The 20,917-nt window shown below is 58.5% G+C and carries 24 protein-coding genes; 8 read left to right on the plus strand and 16 right to left on the minus strand.

All coding sequences use genetic code 11. The annotated features are described in order from the left end of the window. Window positions 1-4 precede the first annotated feature (4 nt). Both NTD82_RS21265 and NTD82_RS21270 read right to left on the minus strand, forming a co-directional pair. On the minus strand, window positions 5-490 hold the full coding sequence (locus NTD82_RS21265; RefSeq protein ID WP_262130116.1) for a tripartite tricarboxylate transporter TctB family protein: 486 nt from the start codon (window positions 488-490) through the stop codon (window positions 5-7). Window positions 491-576: 86 nt separating this feature from the next. Further along, a complete protein-coding gene (locus NTD82_RS21270; RefSeq protein WP_095159652.1) occupies window positions 577-1,659 on the minus strand; it encodes an LLM class flavin-dependent oxidoreductase in 1,083 nt (360 codons plus the stop codon). A 255-nt stretch (window positions 1,660-1,914) separates the two neighbouring features. Here NTD82_RS21270 and NTD82_RS21275 point away from each other — a divergent pair, with 255 nt between their 5' ends. Beyond that, entirely contained in the window at window positions 1,915-2,523 is a 609-nt protein-coding gene (locus NTD82_RS21275; RefSeq protein ID WP_262130117.1) for a cysteine dioxygenase, read from the plus strand. Then, entirely contained in the window at window positions 2,520-4,103 is a 1,584-nt protein-coding gene (locus tag NTD82_RS21280; RefSeq protein ID WP_262130118.1) for a rhodanese-related sulfurtransferase, read from the plus strand. The genes NTD82_RS21275 and NTD82_RS21280 overlap by 4 nt, the downstream gene beginning before the upstream one ends. Window positions 4,104-4,214: 111 nt before the next feature. Here the strand turns inward: NTD82_RS21280 and NTD82_RS21285 are convergent, their stop codons facing one another. Next, window positions 4,215-4,844 (minus strand): LysE family translocator, encoded by a 630-nt coding sequence (locus NTD82_RS21285; RefSeq protein ID WP_175650918.1) that lies wholly within the window; start codon window positions 4,842-4,844, stop codon window positions 4,215-4,217. 135 nt (window positions 4,845-4,979) lie between these two features. On the opposite strand from NTD82_RS21285, the gene NTD82_RS21290 reads away from it, so the two are divergent. Both NTD82_RS21290 and NTD82_RS21295 read left to right on the plus strand, forming a co-directional pair. Then, window positions 4,980-5,462 carry an Lrp/AsnC family transcriptional regulator gene (locus NTD82_RS21290; protein ID WP_175650919.1) on the plus strand — a complete coding sequence of 161 codons (483 nt, stop codon included), beginning with the start codon at window positions 4,980-4,982 and terminating at the stop codon, window positions 5,460-5,462. A 117-nt stretch (window positions 5,463-5,579) separates the two neighbouring features. Continuing rightward, on the plus strand, window positions 5,580-6,035 hold the full coding sequence (locus NTD82_RS21295; RefSeq protein ID WP_262130119.1) for an HIT family protein: 456 nt from the start codon (window positions 5,580-5,582) through the stop codon (window positions 6,033-6,035). A gap of 110 nt (window positions 6,036-6,145) precedes the next feature. Here NTD82_RS21295 and NTD82_RS21300 read toward each other — a convergent pair whose 3' ends face one another. From NTD82_RS21300 to NTD82_RS21310, 3 genes are all read right to left on the minus strand, one after another. Then, window positions 6,146-6,505 carry a cupin domain-containing protein gene (locus tag NTD82_RS21300; protein WP_262130120.1) on the minus strand — a complete coding sequence of 120 codons (360 nt, stop codon included), beginning with the start codon at window positions 6,503-6,505 and terminating at the stop codon, window positions 6,146-6,148. Further along, on the minus strand, window positions 6,502-7,110 hold the full coding sequence (locus NTD82_RS21305) for a GNAT family N-acetyltransferase (protein WP_262130121.1): 609 nt from the start codon (window positions 7,108-7,110) through the stop codon (window positions 6,502-6,504). The genes NTD82_RS21300 and NTD82_RS21305 overlap by 4 nt, the downstream gene beginning before the upstream one ends. Window positions 7,111-7,541: 431 nt before the next feature. Then, on the minus strand, window positions 7,542-7,820 hold the full coding sequence (locus tag NTD82_RS21310) for a hypothetical protein (RefSeq protein ID WP_262130122.1): 279 nt from the start codon (window positions 7,818-7,820) through the stop codon (window positions 7,542-7,544). 319 nt (window positions 7,821-8,139) lie between these two features. On the opposite strand from NTD82_RS21310, the gene NTD82_RS21315 reads away from it, so the two are divergent. Further along, window positions 8,140-8,559, plus strand: a complete 420-nt coding sequence (locus NTD82_RS21315; protein WP_262130123.1) for a GIY-YIG nuclease family protein — start codon at window positions 8,140-8,142, stop codon at window positions 8,557-8,559. A 198-nt stretch (window positions 8,560-8,757) separates the two neighbouring features. Here NTD82_RS21315 and NTD82_RS21320 read toward each other — a convergent pair whose 3' ends face one another. The 7 genes from NTD82_RS21320 to NTD82_RS21350 all read right to left on the minus strand — a co-directional run bounded on the left by NTD82_RS21320 (window position 8,758) and on the right by NTD82_RS21350 (window position 14,581). Further along, on the minus strand, window positions 8,758-9,333 hold the full coding sequence (locus NTD82_RS21320) for a hypothetical protein (RefSeq protein WP_262130124.1): 576 nt from the start codon (window positions 9,331-9,333) through the stop codon (window positions 8,758-8,760). A 358-nt stretch (window positions 9,334-9,691) separates the two neighbouring features. After that, a complete protein-coding gene (locus tag NTD82_RS21325) occupies window positions 9,692-10,243 on the minus strand; it encodes a YfbU family protein (protein ID WP_262130125.1) in 552 nt (183 codons plus the stop codon). 9 nt (window positions 10,244-10,252) lie between these two features. After that, the gene (locus NTD82_RS21330; RefSeq protein ID WP_262130126.1) at window positions 10,253-10,525 is read right to left on the minus strand and encodes a hypothetical protein; all 273 of its coding nucleotides are present in this window, start codon (window positions 10,523-10,525) and stop codon (window positions 10,253-10,255) included. Between the two features lie 451 nt (window positions 10,526-10,976). Beyond that, window positions 10,977-11,597 (minus strand): tyrosine-type recombinase/integrase, encoded by a 621-nt coding sequence (locus NTD82_RS21335; protein ID WP_262130127.1) that lies wholly within the window; start codon window positions 11,595-11,597, stop codon window positions 10,977-10,979. A gap of 201 nt (window positions 11,598-11,798) precedes the next feature. Next, complete coding sequence (locus NTD82_RS21340; protein WP_262130128.1) at window positions 11,799-12,800, minus strand: NAD(P)H-quinone oxidoreductase; 1,002 nt, start codon at window positions 12,798-12,800, stop codon at window positions 11,799-11,801. Further along, window positions 12,801-13,133: a carboxymuconolactone decarboxylase family protein gene (locus NTD82_RS21345; protein ID WP_145598469.1), complete on the minus strand. Its 333-nt coding sequence runs from the start codon at window positions 13,131-13,133 to the stop codon at window positions 12,801-12,803. It abuts the gene before it with no gap. 11 nt (window positions 13,134-13,144) lie between these two features. Beyond that, window positions 13,145-14,581: an NAD-dependent succinate-semialdehyde dehydrogenase gene (locus tag NTD82_RS21350; RefSeq protein ID WP_262130129.1), complete on the minus strand. Its 1,437-nt coding sequence runs from the start codon at window positions 14,579-14,581 to the stop codon at window positions 13,145-13,147. 221 nt (window positions 14,582-14,802) lie between these two features. Here NTD82_RS21350 and NTD82_RS21355 point away from each other — a divergent pair, with 221 nt between their 5' ends. Beyond that, window positions 14,803-15,729 carry a LysR family transcriptional regulator gene (locus NTD82_RS21355; RefSeq protein WP_262130130.1) on the plus strand — a complete coding sequence of 309 codons (927 nt, stop codon included), beginning with the start codon at window positions 14,803-14,805 and terminating at the stop codon, window positions 15,727-15,729. A 76-nt stretch (window positions 15,730-15,805) separates the two neighbouring features. On the opposite strand, the gene NTD82_RS21360 is transcribed toward NTD82_RS21355, so the two are convergent. The 3 genes from NTD82_RS21360 to NTD82_RS21370 all read right to left on the minus strand — a co-directional run bounded on the left by NTD82_RS21360 (window position 15,806) and on the right by NTD82_RS21370 (window position 17,329). Further along, on the minus strand, window positions 15,806-16,057 hold the full coding sequence (locus NTD82_RS21360) for a DUF2790 domain-containing protein (protein WP_262130131.1): 252 nt from the start codon (window positions 16,055-16,057) through the stop codon (window positions 15,806-15,808). Window positions 16,058-16,312: 255 nt separating this feature from the next. After that, window positions 16,313-16,720, minus strand: coding sequence for a DUF3224 domain-containing protein (locus NTD82_RS21365; RefSeq protein WP_262130132.1), 408 nt, complete (start codon window positions 16,718-16,720; stop codon window positions 16,313-16,315). 129 nt (window positions 16,721-16,849) lie between these two features. Then, window positions 16,850-17,329, minus strand: coding sequence for a GNAT family N-acetyltransferase (locus tag NTD82_RS21370; protein WP_262130133.1), 480 nt, complete (start codon window positions 17,327-17,329; stop codon window positions 16,850-16,852). Between the two features lie 572 nt (window positions 17,330-17,901). On the opposite strand from NTD82_RS21370, the gene NTD82_RS21375 reads away from it, so the two are divergent. Both NTD82_RS21375 and NTD82_RS21380 read left to right on the plus strand, forming a co-directional pair. Next, on the plus strand, window positions 17,902-19,260 hold the full coding sequence (locus tag NTD82_RS21375) for an 8-oxoguanine deaminase (protein ID WP_095159649.1): 1,359 nt from the start codon (window positions 17,902-17,904) through the stop codon (window positions 19,258-19,260). A 131-nt stretch (window positions 19,261-19,391) separates the two neighbouring features. After that, entirely contained in the window at window positions 19,392-20,906 is a 1,515-nt protein-coding gene (locus tag NTD82_RS21380) for a nucleobase:cation symporter-2 family protein (RefSeq protein ID WP_262130134.1), read from the plus strand. Window positions 20,907-20,917: the final 11 nt, after the last annotated feature.

Below are 20,917 nucleotides of genomic sequence, written 5' to 3' on the forward strand. Positions count from 1 at the left end.
GTCCTCAGACCGGCCAGGCCGGCAGGTTCAGGCCGAGCCCGTAGGCGAACACCAGCACACTGAACAGTCCCAGCACACAGCCGAGCACGGTCAGTTCGGCGAGGTTGGCGCGGCGCCGGGCCAGGCCACTGAGCAGGGTCATCAACAGCGTCGAAAGTCCGAGGCCAAGGCTCGGCAGGAGCAAGGCGAACGCCACCACGCTGCCGCCGATGGACAGGCCCACCCGCGCCTGAAACAGCTCGCCGAGCGCCACCCGCTCGCGGGGCAGCGCCAGCCCGCGCACCAGCAGGGCAACGCCCAGCCCGCACAGGGCCAGGCTCACCAGCCAGGGAAAATAGCCGGCGCCCATGCGCATGGCGGTGCCGGTGGCGTAGTCGCCGCCGATCACCAGGCCGGCGCTGCCGAAGCCGAGAAACAGCAGGCCGGCGAGGACCTCGCGGGCATCGAGAAGCAGGGATCGCGCTTGAGTGGTGCGCAGAGCATCGGACACGGAGCATCTCCAGGTGCCTTGGCAAGGCACGGTGGCGGACGATCCGCGCGTGCGGTCTCGTGGGTTTCAGCGTGAAAGAAAGACCATCAGGCGCCGCGTTGTGCCTCGCGGGCGGCGACTTTGGCGCGGGTCAGCGGCAGCAGTTCGCGGCCGTAATCCTCGGCGTCATTGACCGGGTCGAAGCCACGAATCAGGAAGGTGGTCACGCCAAGGTCGTAGTAGGCCAGCAAGGCGTCGGCCACCTGCTCCGCGGTGCCCACCAGCGCGGTGGAGTTATGCCCGCCGCCAACCAGCGCGGCGATGCCGGTCCACAAGCGTTCGTCGACCCGCTCGCCCTGGGCGACGGTGTCCAGCAGGCGCTGGGCGCCGACGCTCTGCGGCTTGTTGGCGATCACCGGGCCGGAGCGCTCAAGGCGCTGGCGGGCCGTGGTGAGGATGGCGTCGGCCTTGGCCCAGGCGGCGTCTTCGGTCTCGGCGATGATCGGCCGGAACGACACGCTGAACTGGATTTCACGCCCGTGCCGGGCCGCCTCGGCGCGCACGGCGGCGATGGTTTCGCGGGTCTGCGCCAGCGACTCGCCCCACAGCGCGAAGACATCGGCGTGCTTGCCGGCCACTTCCAGCGCCGCCTGCGACGACCCGCCGAAGTACACCGGCAGGTGCGGTTTCTGCAGCGGCTTGATCGCCGAGAAGGCGTTCTGCGCCTGGTAGTGCGTACCGTGGTGGTCGAACGGCTGCTCCGCGGTCCAGACCTTGCGCACCACGTCGAGGAATTCATCGGTGCGGGCGTAACGCTGGTCGTGCTCCAGGTAGTCGCCGTCCTTGCGCTGCTCGCCGTCATTGCCGCCGCTGATTACGTGCACCGCCAGGCGGCCATCCAGCAGGTGTTCCAGCGTCGCCAGCTTGCGCGCGGCCAGAGTCGGGGCGACGAAGCCGGGGCGGTGGGCCAGCAGAAAGTTGATGCGCGAAGTCGACAGCCCGGCCAGTGCGGTGACCAGAAAACCGTCCGGCTGATCCGACCAGTAGCCCACCAGCAGACGGTCGAAACCGGCGTCCTCGTGCACCTGGGCAAAGCGGGTGATGTACGCCTTGTCGAAGATCGGGCCGCTGGCATCGAGGGTTTCCGAAGACAGGCGATGGCCGATCATGCCGATGAATTGAACGCTCATGCTGGGGGCTCCTTGAGGCGGATGAGAAAGCTTGATGGTTATAGAAGGCGCTTTCTTCAAAACGAACGCTTATAAGCTAACGATCAGCTCCTCCGTTGTGAAATTCTTTTCCGGCATAAGCTAATATAAAAAATAAAGAATAATATTTGATCTTTAAAATTCTCTTTACGCATATTAGCTTATGCAGAATTTGAATTTTGAGAATCATCTGGCGGTTGCTAGGGTTCTCGAAAACCGCAGCCTGAGCCCTGAATCATGACCGAACCGCTACGCCTGGACCGCCTTCGCCAGTTCATCGGTAACCTCGCCGAATTGCTCGACCAGGAAACCTACGAAGCCGCCATTCTCGACCGTGGCCAGAACCTGTTGCAGCAACTGGTCGCTCACGACGACTGGCTGCCGGAGGAGCTGGCGCAACCCGATCCGACCCGTTACCAGCAGTTCCTGTTGCATGCCGATTCGCGCCAGCGCTTTTCCGTGGTCAGCTTCGTCTGGGGCCCGGGCCAGAGCACGCCGATCCACGACCATCGGGTCTGGGGCCTGATCGGCATGCTGCGCGGCGCCGAATATTCGCAAGGCTTCGCCCGCACCGACAGCGGCGCCCTGATCCCGGCCGGCGACCCCGTGCGCCTGGCGCCGGGCCAGGTGGAAGCGGTATCGCCACGCATCGGCGACATCCACCAGGTCAGCAACGCCCATGACGATCAGGTCTCCATCAGCATCCACGTTTATGGCGCCAACATCGGCGCGGTAAAACGGGCGGTCTACCTCGCCGACGGTAGCGAAAAGCCCTTTATCTCCGGCTACTCAAACACCCGCTTGCCCAATATCTGGGACCTGTCCAAAGAGAACCCCGCCCCATGAGCACCGCGACCACCCGCTCCTACGCCGAGCTGCGCCAGCACTTGCTGGCCAAGCATGAACTCGCCCTGATCGATGTGCGCGAAGAAGCGCCCTTCGCCTTGGAGCACCCGCTTTTCGCGGCCAATATTCCGTTGTCGAAACTGGAAATCGAGGTCTACGCCCGGGTGCCCCGGCGCGACACGTCGGTGACCGTGTATGACGACGGCGAAGGCCTTGCCGCCCTCGCCGCCGAACGCCTGCTGGCCCTCGGTTACACCGACGTCGCCGTGCTCGACGGCGGCCTGGCCGGTTGGCGCGAGGCTGGCGGCGAACTGTTCCGTGACGTCAACGTGCCGAGCAAGGCCTTTGGCGAACTGGTTGAAAGCCAGCGCCACACGCCGTCGCTGGCGGCCGAGGAAGTCCAGCAATTGCTGGATGACAAGGCCGACGTGGTGGTGCTGGACGCCCGCCGCTTCGACGAATACCAGACCATGAGCATCCCTGGCGGCATCAGCGTGCCGGGCGCTGAGCTGGTATTGCGTGTCGCCGAACTGGCGCCGGATCCGGCGACCCGGGTCATCGTCAACTGCGCCGGCCGCACCCGCAGCATCATCGGTACCCAGTCGCTGGTGAACGCCGGCATCCCCAACCCGGTGTCAGCCCTGCGCAACGGCACCATCGGCTGGACCCTGGCCGGGCAGAAACTGGCTCACGGCCAGTCGCAGCGCTTCGCTTCCGTCAGCGCCGATACCCGCGCCAGCGCGGCCAGCCGTGCCCGCGCCGTGGCCGATAAAGCCGGCGTGGCGCGTCTGTCCAAAGGCGGCCTGCAAGCCTGGCAGGCCGAGACCAACCGCACCACCTACCTGTTCGACGTACGCACACCGGAGGAATACACCAAGGCCCACCTGCCGGGCAGCCGCTCGGTGCCGGGCGGGCAACTGGTGCAGGAAACCGACCACAGCGCCAGCGTGCGCGGCGCACGGATCGTGCTACTGGACGATGACGGCGTACGCGCCAACATGAGCGCCTCGTGGCTGGCGCAGATGGGCTGGCAGGTCGCGGTGCTCGACGGTCTGGAAGCGGCCGACTTCAGCGAAACCGGCGAGTGGCAAGTGCCGCTGCCGGCCCTGCCCCAGCCGCCGTCGATCCAGTCCGCGCAACTGCAGACCTGGCTGGACGAAGGCAACACCGTGCTGCTGGACTTCACCACCAGTGCCAACTACGTGCAGCGGCATATTCCCGGCGCGCACTGGGCGATTCGCGCGCAACTGGCGCAGGCGCTGGAAAATCTGCCGGTGGCTGAGCGGTATGTGGTCACCTGCGGCAGCAGCCTGCTGGCGCGCTTTGCCGCCGTGGACTTGCAGGCGCTGACGCGCAAGCCGGTGTTCTTGCTGGAAGGCGGCACGGGTCGCTGGATCGCCGAAGAACGTCCGCTGGAACATGGCGAAACGCGCCTGGCGGTACCGCGCAGTGACCGTTATCGCCGGCCGTATGAAGGCACCGATAACCCGCGTGAAGCAATGCAAGGGTATCTGGATTGGGAGTTTGGTCTGGTCGAGCAGTTGGGGCGGGATGGGACTCACGGGTTTTATGTGATTTGAGTGGAGGGAAAGGCGTTTCGCCAAGGCCATCAGGTGCATGACGGAAGTCTTCTGCACCAATGAAATCGAGCGCCGCACCAACGGCGCTCGATTTTTGGGAATCACGACCAGTCAAGCCTGCTGCATGAACGCCAGACGCGCCGCAAAACCAATCAGCAATCCCCCAAACAGCCAGCGCTGCATGCGCTGCGCTGTCGGGTTCCGCTCAAGCCAACCGCCGATCCAGGTTCCAGCTAGCGCGTAACTGCTATCGAATACGAAGCCAACCCCCACCAGCACCAAGCCGAGCAGCGCAAACTGCGTCGTCACCGGCTCCGCGTCAGGAGTGATGAATTGAGGCAACAGCACTGAGCAGAACAACAGCGCTTTGGGATTGAGCAGGTTGGTCAGCACACCCCGTTGAATCGCCGATCGCAAGGGCGCTGCCTGAAGCTGTTTGCCGGTGCCGGCCAATGAGGCGAACGCGCCCGGTTTGAAAAGGTGCACTCCCATCCACAGCAAATAGGCCGCTCCTGCGATACGCACCACATCGAATGTCCAGGGCGCCACCTTGAACAGCGTCGCCAGGCCCATCGCCGCCAACGCCACATGACAGCCACGGGCGATGGCTAGACCCACTGCCGTCGCCAGTGCCGCCGCTCGCCCCTGACTTGCGCCGGTCTGTAGCAGCAAGATCATGTCGGGGCCGGGCATCAGGAAAATCATGGCTAATGCCAGCAAATACAACCCTGGGTTTTCCATTGCTTGGTACTCCGTCTGATTGAGCGCTGGACGGAAGTCTAACGCTCAATCCCGGGGCAAGTGCTTGCGTGTTCAGCCCCATAGATGGCTAGAATTGGCATGTTCTGCCAATCCTGATTTTCAAATAGGCCTGATATGCCAAAAACCAAACTCGACGCCTACGACCGCCGTATTCTGGCGGCCCTTCAGCGCGACGGCCGCCTGACCAATGTGCAGTTGGCGGACGAAATCGGCCTGTCGGCCTCACCTTGCCTGCGCCGCGTGCGTCACCTGGAGCAGGCGGGAGTGATCCGGGGTTATCAGGCGAGCCTCGATCCAGATGAAGTTGGGCTGGGGTTGACGGTGTTTGTCGGCATCAAGGTCGAGCGCCATCACGAAAAAGAAGCGGAGAACTTCCGCGAAGCGGTGTTGGCGCTACCGGAAGTGATTTCCGCGTTTCTTGTGTCAGGTGAGTCTGATTTTCTGCTGCACGTGGTAGTGCCTGACTTGCGTGGGTATGAACGTTTTCTTACGGGGACCTTGCTCAAGTTGCCGGGGGTGAGTGATATCCGCAGTAACTTCGCCATACAGACGGTCAAGGCGCAAAGTCCGCTGCCGCTTGGTCATTTGCCTGATTGAGGGGCGTACATTGAAGATCGACGTCGCAAAGTTCGTGGATACTTGAGGGTCCACACGTTCACAGACATCATAGAACTCGACTGCCAGATCTCGCTTACACATCATTAAGGACAATGCATGCCCCTGATTTCGCAACGCGTAGAGCAAGCTCGTAACGGCACTAACGATAAGGTAATTTGCCGAATGGCCTCAGGGTGGGCAGTCATGGGGGACGTCCAATTTTTACAGGGTTACTGCCTGTTGCTACCCGACCCCGTTGTCCCTAGCCTCAACGATCTGAGTACCGAGGCCAGAGTAACCTACCTGCTGGATATGGCCCGCCTTGGAGACGCCGTCCTGGAGGCGACCGCGGCACTTCGCGTGAACTACGAAATCCTGGGAAATACTGAGCCAGAATTGCACTGCCACATTTTTCCTCGTTTCGCCTCGGAGCCGGAGCACCGTCGCAAAATGCCCGTATGGTTTTATGACTGGAAAACAGCGACGCCCTACGATGAGCAGGCGCATGGTGAACTGCGCAAGAGAATTGCTCAGTTATTGAGTTCACCAAGCCACAGCGTGGAACGTGCCTGATTTATAAGAGTAAATAACCTGCAGCTTCTGGCCGATTGCAGCCCTTCGCATGAGGCCGCCATGGGTCGATAGCTGCAGTTAGCGAGCGCGCCCCTTTCGCGACCCCGTACCTAGTTCGCGGGCAAGAGGATCACGAAGTTCTTTTTCATGTCTTCCAGCACGGTCCATTTGCCCTTGGCGCCCGGTTCGATAATGAACGTGTCGCCAGCGGCCAGTGTGATGGGGGCACAACCCTCAAGCTCGATGACGCAGCATCCACTCAGGACATGGCAGAACTCCCAAACTTTGTAGTCGATCCGCCACGCTCCGGTGCTGGCTTGCCATTCTCCGGAAATGCGACCTTGCTGTTCATCGTGATAGTACTTGGACGTCAGCGTATGAGGGGTACCTTCCACGACCTCTTCAAAAAAGGGAAGGTCGCGCACCGGTTGGATATCCAGTTCGCGGAACACGGTCAATGTCTTGTTCATGGCTTTTTCTCCAGCACGTTGTGGGTAGGGCGATACATCAAATAGGCTTCACCGGTTACGCCCAGCATTGGGTGCGGAACGATTTGGCAGGTTTTAACAATTTGAAAACCGTGACGTTCGTAGAAGCGGCGTGCACCGTGGTTTTCTGCATAATCGATCAGGCATAGCCCATCCAGGCCAGAGTCCTCAGCACGCTGCTGGGCGTGGCGAAGAAACTCGACGCCCAGCCCCCGGCTACGCCAGGCCTCATCCAGAGCCAAGCTGGATATGTACAAGGTGTCGGGTATTTCCATATCGGAATAAGGCGCGAGGACCGGGTCTGTCTCAACAGGCCTGTCAGGGGTCTCGCGCAAGGCATAGCTATGCATCATGCCGATGACGCGCCCTTCGAAAGTGGCCATCAAGCAGTTCTTGTAGGAAAAGTCGCCCTGCTCCCTGGCATAGCGAGACGCACCGACACTCAGCAGTGCTTCTCCCGGTGCGGCAAGCTTGCTCCATATGTAATCGGCCATCCCCTCCGATGTCAGTTGAAAGAAGCGCGCAATATCGTGCGCGTCCGAGGCTTGAGCGGGTCTGAAATCGATAGGCACGTACAGTGCTCCCATGGAATCGGGTGGTTAGTTCTCAAGGATTGCGCCTTTGACAGGGTGGCAGGGTAGGCGGTTTGAACGGTTCCCATTATTCTCTGGGCGAACACCGTCAGCACGGCGTGCGACGCTGCCTCATGCTTAAAGGCACGGCTCAGGCCTGGGGAATCGATCGTGTAGTTGTCGGAGGTGGTGAGGCGAGAGGCGGGGCGATGTGCAATTTCATGGAGGGATGGCCGGAAGCAAAGCAGGGTTGCTTCCAGATGGGGTCGTATTTCACGAAAGGCGGCTACCGACCCAGAGCGGTCTGTCGTCAAGGGCAGCAATCGACCCAGAGCAGTCAGTCAGATTCTGAGCGATAGCCAGATGGCTTGTACCTTTTGCTTTTTTCTAACGTGGATGCTCTCCAAAGAAGCGCCTTCAACAGAACGGTGCTAGTCGCCACTTTGCTACATTTCTGCGTCGTAGACGGGCCGCTGGAGCGACAAACTCAGTTTGGCGCACAGCTTGGTCACCCAGGCTCGAAATAGACCTGCGTCCGTGTATCCCATCACCAGCAACCCGCTGGGCTCAATCGAGACGCCTACGTGCCCCTTGCTGTCTGGTGAGGCAAACCAACAGCCTTGAGCTTCGATCCAGCCATCCATCTCGCGATAGACTGATAAAACCTTATTCCAATCATCGGCTGAGAGGTCGTACGGTAGGTTCAAGGTGATGGTTTGCTGCATTGGTTATGTGTCCTAGTGGGAGTGCCCAGAGGAAAGGCGGGCCAAGTAGCCTGCCGGCATCGGCTAGTACCCGACGGGGTGGAAAGGTTGCTTCTGGCCGGTTGCTGCATATCGCGGGCTGCAATCGAATGCTGTCCTCCGAGAAGGACCGCTATGGGGCGATAGCGGCCTCAATGACCGGCTGCTATGGCCCCAAAGCTGACGCTCATGCAAAGGCTTAATTGGTTATATCATTACACCTTTAAAGCTTCCACGAGTCGTGAGATGATTAATCTCTCAGTTAGATTTAATTTTTTAAATAATTAAGGAGCTTGCTGAAATGAGAAAAAATCCTGACCCGCAACCAGGTTTTATATACATCTTTCGAGATCACTTAAATAACAATCTGATTAAAGTTGGATTTAGTAAAGATCCACTCGCTAGGAGAAAACAACTTCACACTACCGGAACCGCGTTACCAATGACGATTTACCATGTTTGGCGCGTTAGTGATAAATATTTAGCCGAGCAAGCTGCTCACGAAATCTTAAGAGGCCACAGAGTAAATGGGAGGCGAGAGTTTTTTGAGATTGCTCCTTTGCCACATTTCAGCAGCTTCGAGCGAACTGATTATGATATCACCAGTGATTTTTTATATACCCTGACAGGACTCATAGAAGAGGGGTGGAATTTTCTGGAGATAACATATCAAGATGCTTCTCTGGAGGATATATACGAAGCCCATCAGAAACTTACGTAAAAGTTCAAGGATCAACCGGTTATCACGACTGGCAGAGTTGGAAAGAACTGGATAAATATCATCACCTACCATGCGCCTTTCATGAAAATCAGTTATTGACCGTTGGCTGCCACTCGCGGAAGGCAGCTATCGGCTAATAGCTGACACTCCGCTTGCCTGCAAAACCAGGGGCACTCCACAGACATTAGTAGGACGGATTCAAGAATAGAAAGATGAGACGAGCTTCTCTGCAATATTCACAGGGACTTTTGGCGAGACTGCCAGTATGTCAGAAATCTTTGCGTCACTAAAGTGTCCGCACCTGCTTCTGATTTCCATTGCCGCGTGGAATAGATTTCCTCCAAGTCTGCTGAAGAGTTGATTCGCTATTTTATATTTTTGAACGCTAACTTTTGTTGACGGGTCACCAATCGCCTTAGAAACCGCTAACGAGAAATTCACGGCTAATCCCTCTTCAAGCCAAGTAGCCCCTTTACCATGGGGGTGGCCTGGTCGAGGGTCAAGCAAGTGGATTGTTTCATGTGCCAATTCATAGATCGCTGTAGGCCAGTAGCCAGCAGCGTTGAGGCTCAGTTCTGCGAATCCACCGTCAAGACGGACAGTATTCCTGACGTGAGGGCCGTCTGCGACAAAGGCTGGGCGTAGAAGCGATTTATTCGGGTTCCTCTTGCCAAACAATTGCTGAGCACATGAATCAAGTTTAACTTGCAACTCCCACATTAGATCAGGACATTGGTCTGGGCGATCATTAGGGCAAATGAAATTAATTTGCATCTTAAGAAATTCCTCCTCTGGAAGGATACTTTTATATCAGGCATACTTCATGCCCGCAATTTCAAGTCGCCAACACCTAGATGCAAAAGCCCAATAAAAATTTGGCTGAAGTTTTCAGGCCATTAGGGTGGAGTTAGAGCATGAGATGCTATTCTAGATTTACAAACCTTCGTCGAGGCCCACAAGTCTCAATAGTCGGGGGCCGTTGAATGTGTGTTTTTTTGTAAGAGTACGCCGGCATCCCACTGGATACTATTGGCCGATTACACTCTGGTAAAGAGCGTAATCGACCGGAAGCAGAACCACGCCAACTCGGCACTGATGGATGCTAAAACCTGCCAATTGATGCTGCGATTTCTCAATTTCGATTTTCAGGGTGCACTCTTTCAAGCAAAACACTCTCAAGCTCATCGACGTCTAGGAGATCCCAATTCCCCTCTCTGACCTCTCTAAATTTTTCGAGCATTCTGCGATGCAAGTCCAGCGTTGGCATATGTGCGTTGAGGTTTCGCCCACTGAAATCTTGGAATCGGTCAAGCTGATCGATTAGTATCGAGCTGATGCTGATGTATTCAGCCTCATTATTTCCATCGAAGCCCGGAAATTGTGGTGCTGTTGTAAAAGGATGTGTTTTGGCTAGCAAGGAAATTTTGTCGTTCTCGTTTAACTCAGCGTACGACGTTTCGATAAAACTCCACATCTCTAGGATATCAAGCACCTCTCGCAGCTCGGGAGGCTCTTCCCCCGACTCGAAAGGAACGCCCGGATATTTCCATGCAAGGCTCCATTCGTTCTCGGTATAAATAGCTGTACGTAAGAAATCCGGATCGACCTCGCCCGCAACGTCCAGCTTGTCGTACAACTCGCATAGCATCAGCGTTATCAACCGTTCGCCATTAGTCAGTTTCATTGAGCCCCCTCAAAAATTTTCCCGTCGATCATCCGATATTTGCTTTATCTTGGGTAAAAATAAATTTATACCTGCAAAAGCCTGCCGGCCCGCGAGCGTTACGTCTTCTAACGACTGGGCGGCAGCAATGACCCCCGCCTTTCGCAAAAGCTCGTCGGAAAGCTCCATTGCAGGATTGTCGGTGCCCCTAAAGAGATAGCTACTTTCATTCAACGTAGTGCAGTAAGTTACAAGTTGTGCAGATATATTTCTGAGATCAAGACCACGAAGATCACGTTGCATGCACGATGGGCCTATCGCAGAAACCGTCTGAAGCATCGCTCGTGTGGACTGGAGGAGTTGGTGTGATTCGGCCACGTATCGGTGGTTAACCATTCGATCACGCACGAGTTCGGCTTGGGAGGCCGACTTGGCTGAAGCCCGTGCCTCGACTGCTGCCCAGATGGCGCTACCTATTGAAGCTAACGCAGATATTAGCCCTAGCCACCATATGAATGTATCCACAATGCCTCCTGCACTGAGCTTCTCTAAACCGCTGTAAACAGCGGCCAACACTTTTATACATCAGATCGCTAAAAATCAAATGGTACCTGTGCCGTCCCTACCTCGAGCGCCTTACGCCGTCGGCGGAAAATCTAGATTGATTGAATTGCCCCTGAGTTGCTAGGAATCTGACTGGCAGCTTTTGGCCGGTTAGCGACGGCCTGGCAGTGAGCCGTCGCTATGTGCCGAGTCAAACCTCTGTCTGCTCAGCCATCTCCAGGGCGTCATCTACCTCGATCCCGAGATATCGAACGGTGCTTTCAAGCTTGGTATGGCCGAGCAGCAGTTGAACCGCCCCCAGGTTCTTCGTCCTGCGATAAATCAGTGATGCTTTCGTACGCCTCATTGTGTGAGTGCCATACATGGCCGGGTCAAGGCCTATGACATGCACCCATGCTTTGACGATACGGGCATATTGCCGAGTGGAAAGGTGATCGGAGGCATGCAGCCGGCTCGGAAAAAGGCAGTCCTCACTGCGGAGTTGTGCCTGGTGTATCCAGGTTTCGAGAGCCATCCGTGTTTGCTCCGTGATCTCAAACTGAACTGGTCGATGAGTTTTCTGCTGCATCACGATGGCTCGCGATGACACGTGCTCGCCATGAGCAACGTCGCGCACACGGAGCTTGGTCAAATCGCAGGCTCGCAGTTTGCTGTCGATGGCTAAATCGAAGAGCGCCAGATCTCGAGTTCTCTCGGCGATTTGCAGTCTCACTCGAATCGCCCAGATATCTCTCAGGCGGAGCGGTGCCTTCTGTCCGACTAGTTTTCCTTTGTTCCAGGGCTGATGGCTGTAGGTAGCAATGGTGTTCATGGAAGTGTCCTCCGCATACAGGAGGACAAGGATGGTTAGCTCGGGCAAGGGACGCTAACCGGCCAATAGCTGCCTGTCACGATTAGCCCGGTTGTCGCGATCAGCCGATTTAGAACGCACTGCTCAGAGGTGTTCCCCACACCCGTTGAAGGTACCCACTAAGGGCACCTTTTTTCAGCTCTATCCCCAACGTGGCCAGACTTAAAGCAAGTCTTCAAGCTGCATCGTCAAAATGATTTTCCCGACGTTTTCGGAAGACTCCATCCGGCGATGCGCATCGGCAGCCCGTGCTAGCGCAAAGATGCTATCGACAACCGGCTCAAGGCTTCCGGCACCCTCGAAGCGATCAAGCCAGTGCTCGCGGAAGCGCTTGATCATGGCGTGTTTCTCCGGTTGCGTGCGCGACTTCATGACCGTACCGATGATTTGCAAGTGGCGATAAAGAATGTCCTCCAGCGCCACCGTGACGTTGCCGCCACCGCCGAGAATCCCCACCTGAATGAGGCGGCCGCCGCGTGCAAGGGACGCGACGTTGCGGGCGAAGTAGGGCTCACCGATAAAGTCGATGATCACATCGACGCCGCGGCCCTGGGTTTTGTCGGCGATCACTTCAGCGAAGTCCTGCGTCTTATAATCGATCGCCACGTCAGCGCCCAAATGCTCGACACGCGCCAACTTGCTGCCTTCGGTCGTCGCATACACCGTGGCGCCGGTGGCGTAAGCCAATTGCACAGCGGCAGACCCGACGCCGCCGGCGGCCGCGTGAATCAGCACCGAATCGCCGGCTTTGAGCCGAGCCAGGTGCATCATCGCTTCATGGGCCGTGACGAAGACCTCGGGAATGGCTGCCGCGTGTACATAGTCAAGCTGCGCGGGGATGTGCATGGCCATGCGGTAATCGATGCGTGCCAGCTCGGCGTAGGCACCGCCGCCGACCACGCCCATGACTCGATCTCCGACCTCGAACCCTGTCACCGCGTTACCTTTGCCAATCACTTCGCCGGCGATTTCCAGGCCGATGATCAGCGAGTCACCGAAATTCGGATGGCCGTACCCGCCGGTCCGGTGAGTCAGATCCGCACGGTTCACTCCGGCGGCATAGACACGCACCAGCAGGTCGTCAGGACGCACTTCAGGATTGGCGAACTCTACGAGTTCCAGAACGTCTGGTGCACCAAATTCTGTGATGTTGATGGCTTTCATTCAGTTGTTCTCCGTTTCATTGAACGTGGCGTTGGCGATAGCAGATGCGGTAATGGCGCCAGGGAAGCCCACATAAAAAGCCAAGTGCGTGATCGCTGCCGCCAGTTCATCGTGGGTCACACCGTTGTCAGCCGCCCGGCGCAAGTGAGCAGGCAACTCTTCCGAATGACCAGCGGCTATCAATGCCGCCACGGTGATCAGGCTACGGTCGCGCGGGGACAGTGCCGGATCGCTCCAGATGAGTGGATAAAGCGTTGAGTCGACGAATTGCGCCAGCTTCGGCGTGAATGCGCGCGCCGCTTCGCGAGGACTATTGAAGTTGAGCTTGGACATGGGCGAGTTCCTTAAACCTGGCTGATGAATTTGTGGGTGAGATAGTGTTCGATGCCTTCAATGCCGCCTTCGGAGCCGTGACCGCTTTCTTTCATGCCGCCGAACGGGAGCTCGGTAGCGACGATGCGGTATTGGTTGATGCCGATCATCCCGGCCTCCAATCCGTCAGCGACATCAATGGCCGTGCGCGCGCTGGAGGTGAAGGCGTAAGCCGACAGTCCGTAGGGCAGGCGGTTGGCTTCTTGCAGTCCATCGGCCAGTTCATCGAACGGCATCAGCACGGCGATGGGGCCAAAGGGTTCTTCGTGCATGACGCGGGCGTTCATCGGCACATCCGCCAGCACCGTGGGTTGAAAGAAGTAGCCTTCACCTGGCAAGGCTTCGCCACCTACCAATACCCGTGCACCTTTTTCGACGGCATCGGCGACCAGTTCTTCCATCTTTGCCAATTGCCTTGGGTTGGCCAAGGGGCCGACCTGGATGTCCGGATGCAGGCCTTCACCGATCCTCAGGGCTTGGGTCGCCGCGACAAAATGATCGACAAAGGCTTGATAGGCGCCACGCTGGATCAGAAACCGAGTGGATGAAATGCACACCTGCCCGGTGCCGCGAAAGCGGTTGGCGACACCTTCGATGGCGGCTTTTTCAATGTCGGCATCCTCGAACACCAGCACCGGTCCGTGCCCACCGAGTTCAAGGGTGATGGGCTTCACGCCTTCGGCAGCTCGTGCAGACAGCAGGCGCCCGATGGGCACCGAACCGGTGAAGGTCACTTTGCGAATGATCGGCGAGGCGATCAGATGGCTGGACACTTGATCCGGTACGCCGAAGACCACTTGCAAAACCCCCTTGGGCAATCCTGCATCGTCGAGTGCACGCGCCAGGGCCAACGCTGTGGAGGGACTTTCTTCACCGGGTTTGAGAATGACGCTGCAACCCACGGCCAGCGCTGCCGAGAGCTTGCGTGCCGGGGTGATGGCCGGGAAATTCCACGGTGTAAAGGCGGCCACTGGGCCGATGGCCTGGCGCTTGACCAGTTGCAACACTCCTGGACGGTTGGCCGGGACCACGCGGCCATCGATACGCCGGGCGCTTTCGGCAAACCATTCGAAATACTCCGCCGCGCGGGTCACTTCATCGAGGCTTTCACTCAGCGGCTTACCTTCCTCCAGGGTCATCTGCGCGGCGATTTGCGGTGCGCGTTCGAGGATCAGGTCGGCGGCACGCTTGAGGATCTTGGCGCGTTTGTCAGGCACGGTCTGGCGCCATTGCTCGAAGCTCAGGCGAGTTACTTCCAAGGCGTGATCAAGGTCGCCTGCGGTGGCGAGTGGGACGCGGCCTATTTCCCGGCCGGTTGCCGGGTTGACGACGGCGGCAGTATCGCGCCCTTCGGCACTGATCCATTCACCACCGATGAAAAGATAAAGTGGGTCGTAGGAGGTTTTCATGATGCGCCCTTCAGTTGGTTGTCAGAGATTCGGATGAAACCCGGCGCCTGTTCAGGCGGCCTGTGCAACCAAGTTTATGGAAGGAGTGCCCATTGATTTAGACGGGCCAAAGGGAATCATTGTTGTCGCCAGAGGTAATATCGAGCCGCGGGCTGAACGTGTAGCATCCGGAAAAAATGCGCGTTATCACGGGTGAGCGTCAGATCTACAGGAAGGTCGCGATGGATAAGCTTTCGAACATGTCGGTGTACATAAAGGTTGTCGAGATGGGCAGTTTCACGGCCGTGGCCAATCATCTGGACTCCACGGTCGGTAACGTCTCGCGTGCTGTCTCTGCGCTGGAAAACGTGCTCGATGCGCGCCTCTTGCAACGCTCGACCCGACGCCTGTCGGTCACCGATGCGGGGCGACGGTTCTATGAGCGCTGCACGAAAATTCTGGCTGATCTGGAGAGTGCCGAAGCCGAAGCCAGCAATGCCGCGCTGGAGCCTCGGGGAACACTGAGGGTGCATTGCGTTCCCGGACTAGCCCGGCATCTGGTCACCGGGGCCGTGCTGGAATACCGCCAACAATTCCCGGAAGTGACCGTGGATTTATTGCTCTCGCAACGCATGCCTAACCTGTTGGAAGACCAACTGGATGTCTCGATTCTGATCGCCCGTGCACTCCCCGATTCGGCGTATGTCAGCCAAAAGATCGGTGTCAGCCATTGTGTGCTGGTGGCGTCGCCAGACTACCTGGCCCGGCATGCGGCCCCGGAGACGCCTGAAGATCTGCGCGATCACCAGTGTCTGTTGTTGGGTACCGTGGACTATGTGCGGGATGAGTGGCAGCTAAAGAGCAAAGCCGGGGACGCGACATTTGTCCCGACAGGTCCAAGTTTCAGCGTCAACGATATGGATGCGATGGCGCTTGCCATTCGAGAGGGCGCGGGGATTGGCTTGCTGGCCGGATTCACGGCCATCGACGATTTGCGTTCCGGCAAGCTAGTGCGGGTTTTGCCTGACTACCATACCTATGAGCGCAACGTGTACGCCGTCTATACCTCTCGGCAGTTTGTCGATGCAAAAATCACCCGATTTATTGAAGCGATGAAAGATCGGGTTGGCAGTCAGCTGGCAGCCACGGCCCAAGCACTGATCGATTGAAACACTGCGTGGCAAAAAGGTATTTGCGCCTCGATGAGACCACTCTCCGAGGCGCAATGATGGGCGAACATCTGACTTAGCCCTGGCTGCAACGGCCCATGACGCTATAGGCCAGTACGTGCTGTTTGCCTTTTGAATCCTGATAGGTCATGTGCGTCGGCACTACAGCGCAAATATCTGGCACCGGGTCTTCAGAGATGACCTTTGCGACATCAAGGTGGGTGCCATAACCGTATTGCTCGACAGGTTGAGTATTTGCAGCGCCGTCCTGTGCCGCTACCACAGAGCTGAAGCCCAAGAGTGCGACGATGATCATTGCCGTTTTCATAATGAGATTTCCTAAAGTAAGTGTGATGTTGCTGGCAGGACGTACTTTAGGTTCGAGGGCTTTCTGGAAACAGGAGCGAATCAGGGAAAGACTTTTCTAAATTCCGAACACAATGTGGGGATGTCTGACGTGAAGGCAATTCGTCTGTGACCGTCCGCTATTGGCCGAAAGTACCCAGCGGCGCACGTCTAGCAAGAGCACTATCTCTACTGAATATTGTGAAAACGTACCGATTCCCTAACAACATTCGCAGCACTATCCCAACTGATAATCCAGCCAAATACGATGCGTACCATCAGCATCGACCTTAATCCCGCCCGTCCCCGATATCCCTTGCAAATCCCCTGTTCCACTACCAGCAACTATGCTGAAAAACTCATCTGCGCGATTGGTGCCCGTAGTGGACGCGGAATGAATGAAATTGAACGTCCCCTGCCGACCATTCACAGTTCCATCGAAACTTTCCAGCGCCATGTAGCTGCCCGTTCTGGTCATTGGATCGAAGGCCGCAGTAAAGACCGTGGAGGACGTCCCGCTTATGTCGCCCGAATAGATTTTCTCCATGGTGCTGACGGACACGGGCAACGCGGTGGTGATTTCCGGCACCGGCGAAACGCCTGTCGGGGTGAAATCTCGGGTGGAAAACGTGGCTGATGCTTCCATGCGGGTTTGCCTCTGTCCTGATGAGTTAGGGGTTCACTTTACTCGCGGCACAACAGCATCCTCAACTCGTTCGGAATGCTCTGACCAGCCGCGATACAGCGAATCGCCCACGCTGCTGACCAGTTCTGTTCAATCACCCGCCCAAACCATCGTCTGCACCACGATATGCGGATGACTGTGCAAAGGCTCCCACTCATCAATAAACGAAAAACCCTGCTTCAAATACAAATTCGCAGCCCTGGCGTTTTCCGGCGAGACGTCCAGATAGACCCGCTCAAACCCACGCTCCAGAGCCCGAGACTTTACCGCCTCTACCAATAGCGCCGCCGCTCCTGAACCCCGGCCCACGGGCACGACCCACATGCCAATCAGGTTAAAGCGCCCCCCGTCACTAATCGCAGCGCCAATCATGCCAATGGGTTCGTCGCCGTCAAACGCCAACCAGAATTGTGTTCCCTGCGAAGACGCACGCTCTTGCCACTGTTCATCGGTGTAGGCGACTGCCGTCTGGTGACTCACGCCAAATGCGGTGGGTGCATCAAGAAGCGCGGCGAGACGGACGTACTTCAGAAGCCTCCAGTCTTTTGTTTCGGTGAGTCGGATGTGCACGAGCGGTCGTTCTCCATAACATTTCAATTCACTGGGTTACCCGAACCAGGGGCCTGATGCGGGCAACGATCTGAACGGCCCACTGTAGCCGAACCCGCTCTGCACCCGTTACACCCGTCGGGTAGCAGCGCCCCTCGGAAAGCCCGCCACCCGATTTCCTGTATACAAAATAAAAAAATCCTGTTTACACTAATCCACGCCTACGACATCGGTAATCGCCGATGCGTATTGCGACGGTCTTAGCCATGCAACACCGACACTTGCTCGCCCCCCTCGAGCGTCATCTCCGAATGTCGTTCATGCCAGTCCCCCTCCTCGTCCCCTTGGCTAAGGCCAATCGCGACTCGCAGGACGGCCCGGACCTGTTACCCAATACCTTTCGTCACCGCCTGAGCCCGCCAAGGACATCCCCTTGCGCCGAGCCCAAGCGTGCGTTCGCGCACTGATCGAGCCCGCCGGCAACGCCGTATTCCCATACAGCGCCGGGCGGCACGGGCTTTGCTCGGGTCGCTGACCGGGTGCCGGTACACATTCCAGCTGAAAACAAGACTCCCAAGAGGAGAGGAACACCCATGCCCAAGACATTACTGGTCAAGAACGCCGAACTTCTGGTGACGATGGACGGCGAACGCCGCGAGATCAAACGCGGCGGCCTGTACATTGAGGACAACGTGATCAAGCAGGTCGGCCCCAGCGATGAGCTGCCGCAGCACGCCGATGTGATCCTGGACATGACCGGCAAGGTGGTCATCCCCGGTCTGGTCAACACCCACCACCACATGTACCAGAGCCTCACCCGCGTGGTGCCGGCGGCGCAGGACGGCGAGCTGTTCAACTGGCTGACCAACCTGTATCCGATCTGGGCACGCCTGACGCCGGAAATGATCGCGGTGTCGACTCAAACCGCGATGGCCGAACTGATCCTGTCGGGCTGCACCACCTCCAGCGACCACCTGTACATCTACCCCAACGGTTGCAAGCTGGACGACAGCATCCACGCCGCCGGGGAAATCGGCATGCGCTTCCACGCCGCGCGCGGCAGCATGAGCGTCGGCCGCAGCCAGGGCGGCCTGCCGCCTGACTCGGTGGTGGAGAAGGAAAGCGACATCCTCAAGGAGTCCCAGCGCCTGATCGAGGATTACCACGACGCCAGCCATGGCTCGATGCTGCGCGTGGTGGTAGCGCCCTGCTCGCCGTTCTCGGTCAGCCGCGACCTGATGCGCGAAGCAGCGGTGCTGGCGCGCCAGTACGGGGTGTCGCTGCACACGCACCTCGCGGAGAACGTCAACGACATCGCCTACAGCCGCGAGAAATTCGGCATGACCCCGGCCGAGTACGCCGAAGACCTCGGCTGGGTCGGCCATGACGTCTGGCACGCCCACTGCGTGCAGCTCGACCAGCATGGCATCGAGCTGTTCGCCCGCACCGGCACCGGCGTCGCCCACTGCCCGTGCTCGAACATGCGCCTGGCCTCGGGCATCGCGCCGATCCGCAAGATGCGCGACCACGGCGTGCCGGTCGGCCTGGGGGTCGACGGTTCGGCGTCCAACGACGGCGCCAGCATGATCGGCGAAGTGCGCCAGGCCCTGCTGCTGCAGCGCGTCGGTTTCGGCCCGGATGCGATGACCGCTCGCGAGGCGCTGGAAATCGCCACGCTGGGTGGCGCCAAGGTGCTCAACCGCAATGACATCGGCGCCCTGGCGCCGGGCATGATCGCCGACTTCGTGGCCTTCGACCTGGGCCATGTGTCCTACGCCGGCGCCCATCACGACCCGCTGGCGGCGCTGGTGTTCTGCACGCCGACCCAGGTTCACACCAGCGTCATCAACGGCCGCGTGGTGGTCAAGGATGGTCGCATCACCACCATCGACCTGCCGCTGGTACTCGAACGCCACAACCAACTGGCCCGCCAGTTGGTCATCGGCGAATAACCCACCCCGGTCGCTGCGCCCGCAACGGCGCAGCAGCCGGATCACTGCTGCCTTGCCTTCACCGTATTCATCCCGTGCGACTGAGACCGTGCTGTTAGACGCATCAAAAAAACAAAAGCGAGCTATTCACCATGACTTCTCCTGCTTCATCCCTCCCGGAAGACGAGAACCTCGGCGTCGGCGCCAACCTGGCCTACGGTCTTCAGCATGTGCTGACGATGTATGGCGGCATGATCGCCGTGCCGCTGATCATCGGCCAGGCGGCCGGCCTGAGCGCCACCGACGTGGGCCTGCTGATTGCCGCGTCGCTGTTCGCCGGTGGCCTGGCCACCCTGCTGCAGACCCTCGGCATCCCCTTCTTCGGCTGTCGCCTGCCGCTGGTGCAAGGGGTGTCGTTCGCCAGCGTCGCGACCATGGTCGCCATCATCGGCAATAACGGTACTGGCGGTCTGTCAGTGGTGTTCGGCGCGGTGATGGTGTCGTCGTTCGTCGGCCTGCTGATCACGCCGGTGTTCTCGCGAATCATCAAGTTCTTCCCGCCGCTGGTCACCGGGATCGTGATCACCACGATCGGCCTGACCCTGATGCCGGTCACGGCGCGCTGGGCCATGGGTGGCAACAGTCAGGCCGCCGACTTCGGCAGCACGGCCAACATCTCCCTGGCGGCGTTCACCCTGGCCACGGTGTTGCTGCTGAGCAAGCTGGGCAGCGCCAGCCTCTCGCGCCTGTCGATTCTGCTGGCGATCCTTATCGGCACCCTGGTGGCGATGGCCTTTGGCATGGCTGATTTCTCCAAGGCCTTCGACGGTCCGCTGGTGGCGTTGCCCGGCATCCTGCCGATGGGCGCTCCGGAATTTCAGCTCGCGGCCATCCTGTCGATGCTGATCGTGATCGTCGTGACCATGGTCGAAACGTCGGCGGACATTCTCGCCGTCGGCGAAATCATAGACACCAAGGTCGACTCCAGACGCCTCGGCAACGGTCTGCGTGCCGACATGATTTCCAGCGCCCTGGCGCCGCTGTTCGGCTCGTTCACCCAGAGCGCCTTTGCGCAGAACGTCGGTCTGGTGGCGGTGACTGGCGTCAAGAGTCGCTACGTGGTGGCCTATGCGGGGATGATTCTGGTGGTGCTGGGGTTGCTGCCGGTGATGGGGCGACTGGTTGCCGCCGTGCCTACCGCGGTTCTCGGTGGTGCCGGCGTGGTGCTGTTCGGCACCGTCGCGGCCAGCGGCATTCGCACCTTGGCGCAGGTCGACTATCGCAACAACATGAACCTGATCATCGTGGCCACCTCGATCGGCTTCGGCATGATCCCGATCGCCGCGCCGAGCTTCTATCACCACTTCCCGGCCTGGGTCGAAACCATCTTCCACTCCGGCATCAGCTCGTCAGCGATCATGGCGATCCTGCTCAACCTGCTGTTCAACCACCTGCGGGCTGGCAATTCGGACAATCAATCAGTGTTTGCCGCTGCCAGCGAGCGCACCTTGCGCTACACGGACATCTCCGGCCTGAACGATGGCGATTTCTTCCGCGACGGCAAGCTGTTTGACTGCGACGGCAAGGAAGTGCCGATCGTGGAAAGCGACGAGGCGCATGAGCAAGGTCATGCGCCGCGTAAAAGGAGTGTCGAGCAGGTGCACTGAGCCAGCCTGTT

The sequence above is a fragment of the Pseudomonas sp. 5P_5.1_Bac1 genome (assembly GCF_025466015.1).
Lineage (GTDB): Bacteria > Pseudomonadota > Gammaproteobacteria > Pseudomonadales > Pseudomonadaceae > Aquipseudomonas.